This window comes from Hungatella sp., from assembly GCF_046966825.1.
The window spans coordinates 1-2,893 of sequence record NZ_JBKVCZ010000272.1 but is presented as its reverse complement, the minus strand read 5'-3'; the positions used below and the strand labels follow the sequence as shown (position 1 = coordinate 2,893).

Sequence of the window (2,893 nt, the reverse complement as noted above, 5' to 3'; positions counted from 1 at the left end):
TAACTAGATTGCTGACGGCCAGAAACACGGAATTTTAGGAAAATAGAAAGCAAAAGCGGGAAGAGGTTGACATAATTAGTTTATGTCAACCTCTTCCCGCTTTTGCTTTCCAGTTTCTATTTGTTTCGACCTGCTTCTGAATCCAGTCAGTTTCGTTCAGTTATTTCAGTTCACTGACATCCAGTGTCTTCCCATCGCGCCAGATGCGCTCCAGATCATAGAAGAGTCTGTTGTCACGGTCAAAGACGTGTACGATGATGTCGCCGTAATCCATAAGGATCCAGTTGGCAGACTGATAACCTTCCACCTGACGGCAGGTGCAGCCCATTTTGCCAAGTTCCTCTTCCACGTTGTCTACCATGGCCTGAACCTGGTTGGAATTGGAACCGCTTGCTATAATAAAGTAATCCGCCATAACGGAAACGTTGCGGATATCGATGATGCGGATATCTTCGCCCTTTTTGTCGGATAAAGCCGCGTAAGCTGCTTTTACCATCTCGCTAGAATGATTCATTGTTTAATTTCCTTTCTTTTCCTCGTGAAGCTGTTTGTAATAATCATATGCCAGATTCGTCATGGAATCCACATAACAGCCTTTCCCATTCAGATAATCCAGGGTATCCTTTAAAATCTGATAGATGCATTCCTTCAGATCCGTAAATGCCAGCGGGCGCACCAGAGGTAAATCCGGGGCCTCATACCGGCGCGGTTCGATATAATCCGCCGTGAAGATAATCTCCTCCAACAGTGTCATATCGGGCCGCCCGGTGGTGTGCCACCGGATTGCCGAAAGCACTTCCAGATCCGATATCTGATATTTCGTCTCGGCCAGCCAGGCGCCGTATTTCGCATGAAGGACAGCCGGGGCCTTCTTCTCATCTTCGGTCAGCGTGATCTTCTGCTTCTCGCATTTTTTGATGATGGTCTCATTGCTGTAGTGCTTTGCGCAGTCATGCAGAAGACCGGCCAGTTCCGCCTTGTCCAAATCACAGCCATAGCGCATGGCCAGTGCCGCTGCGGTAAATGACACGCTTATGGTGTGTTCGTATCTGGAAGGCGTCAGTTTTCCGCTCAATTCGTTTCTCAGCTGTGCAATGATTTCCTGCATTCCGCCACCTCCTGATATAGATGATGCTCTTTAATATACCTGGCTACCGGCTCCGGGACGAATGGTTCAATGGACTCTCCAAGCGCGGTCATCCGGCGCAGCTCAGCCGAGGAGATATCGATCTCCCTGCAGTGCAGCATGCGGACGTCAGCCTGATATTTCTCTTTCAAATAGGCAATCTGTGTTTCCATGGAACGGCCTGCCGACTCATATTCCCGTACTGCCGCCAGGATTACGGCCTGTGCCAGTACCTTTGCCGGTTCATGCCAGTGCTCGATCTCATAGAGGGAGTCTGCGCCGATGATGAAATAAAACGTATGGCCGGGATATTTCTCATGAAGAATTTCAAGCGTCTGCGACGTATAGGTGTTGCCGCTGCGCATGACTTCAAAATCCGAACAGGAAAATCCCTCGCGGCCCTCCATGGCGAGCCGGGTCATCTCCAGACGTATATGGCTGTCTGTTACACGGTGGTCCTTTTTGTGAGGCGGCTGTCCCGAAGGCATGTACCAGATCTGGTCCAGACCGTATTCGTGATAGGCCTGTTCTCCGAGGAGAAGGTGACCGTTATGGATCGGGTCGAATGTACCGCCCATGATTCCGATTTTCCCCATATTCAGTAACTCCTTACGTTACGCCGGCTGAACCTATGGAAGGATGATCTTTCTCTTCTTCTCTTCTTTCGCCGGTTTATAAAGGACAATTTTTCTTCCAATAACCTGAACCACCTCAGAATGGGTGCGCTCAGCCAGTGTCGCGGCGATTGCGCTGCCGTCATCGAGACAGTTTTTTAATACCGTAATCTTAATCAGTTCCCTTGCTTCCAGAGCTTCCGCAATGGCGGTGGTAATCTCCGGCGTGATGCTGGATTTACCGATCTGGAAAATAGGCTCCATGGTCATTGCTAAGCCCTTTAAATAAGAACGCTGCTTGCTTGTCATATTTCCTCCATCATATTACTTCTCAATTTTATCATTAGTCTATTTGTAATAGTCGAATTCCAGACCGTACATACGGACGGTATCGCCTTCTTCAATTCCAGCTTTTTTCAGTTCTTCGAGAATTCCGTTTCCTTTTAAGAATCTCTGGAAGAATAAAAAGCCCTTTTCTGACTCTAAATTGGTATATCCCAGCATTTTTTCGATGCGCGGGCCCTCTACGACGTAGATGCCTTCCTCGTTTCTCTCCACCGTATAAGGCAGCGTCTCGTCGATCATCATCGACGGATCGAATTCCTTCTCGAAGATAACCGGTGTAGAATCTACCGTCTGCAGCAAATCGTAAACAGCGTATAAAAGTTCCTTGACTCCCTGGCCGCTGACCGCGGAGATCGGATAAACCTTGATTCCCTTCGGTTCAAATTCTGCTTTCAGCTTTGCAACCGGATCCTCGTCCTCGGCGTAAATGACGTCGGTCTTGTTAGCTGCGATGATCTGCGGCCTTTTCATAAGATCCGGGTTGTAGGCTTCCAGCTCTTTATTAATGGCCCGGATGTCCTCGAGCGGATCACGGCCCTCTGTAGATGCGGCATCCACGACGTGAACCAGTACACGGGTGCGCTCGATGTGACGGAGGAAATCATGACCGAGGCCGATTCCCTCGGAGGCTCCTTCGATCAGACCCGGGATATCCGCCATGACAAAGCCCTTGCCGCCATCGATATCCACAACTCCCAGATGAGGATTCAGCGTGGTGAAATGGTAATTGGCGATCTTGGGACGGGCATTGCTGACGCGGGAAAGCAGCGTGGATTTACCCACGTTTGGAAATCCCACGAGACCGACA

General features: G+C 49.5%; 5 protein-coding genes. All 5 read right to left on the bottom strand.

The window, feature by feature from the left end:
• Nucleotides 1-160: 160 nt before the first annotated feature.
• Complete coding sequence (rsfS, locus tag ACLTD4_RS33680; protein WP_002604072.1) at nt 161-514, bottom strand: ribosome silencing factor; 354 nt, start codon at nt 512-514, stop codon at nt 161-163.
• Between the two features lie 3 nt (nt 515-517).
• Entirely contained in the window at nt 518-1,108 is a 591-nt protein-coding gene (gene yqeK / locus ACLTD4_RS33675; protein ID WP_117620698.1) for a bis(5'-nucleosyl)-tetraphosphatase (symmetrical) YqeK, read from the bottom strand.
• Complete coding sequence (gene nadD / locus ACLTD4_RS33670) at nt 1,084-1,722, bottom strand: nicotinate-nucleotide adenylyltransferase (RefSeq protein WP_002604074.1); 639 nt, start codon at nt 1,720-1,722, stop codon at nt 1,084-1,086. The genes yqeK and nadD overlap by 25 nt, the downstream gene beginning before the upstream one ends.
• Nucleotides 1,723-1,755: 33 nt before the next feature.
• Nucleotides 1,756-2,049: a ribosome assembly RNA-binding protein YhbY gene (gene yhbY / locus ACLTD4_RS33665; RefSeq protein WP_002604075.1), complete on the bottom strand. Its 294-nt coding sequence runs from the start codon at nt 2,047-2,049 to the stop codon at nt 1,756-1,758.
• A gap of 39 nt (nt 2,050-2,088) precedes the next feature.
• A partial coding sequence (cgtA, locus tag ACLTD4_RS33660) for an Obg family GTPase CgtA (protein WP_412331973.1) occupies nt 2,089-2,893 on the bottom strand: 805 nt, incomplete at its 5' end.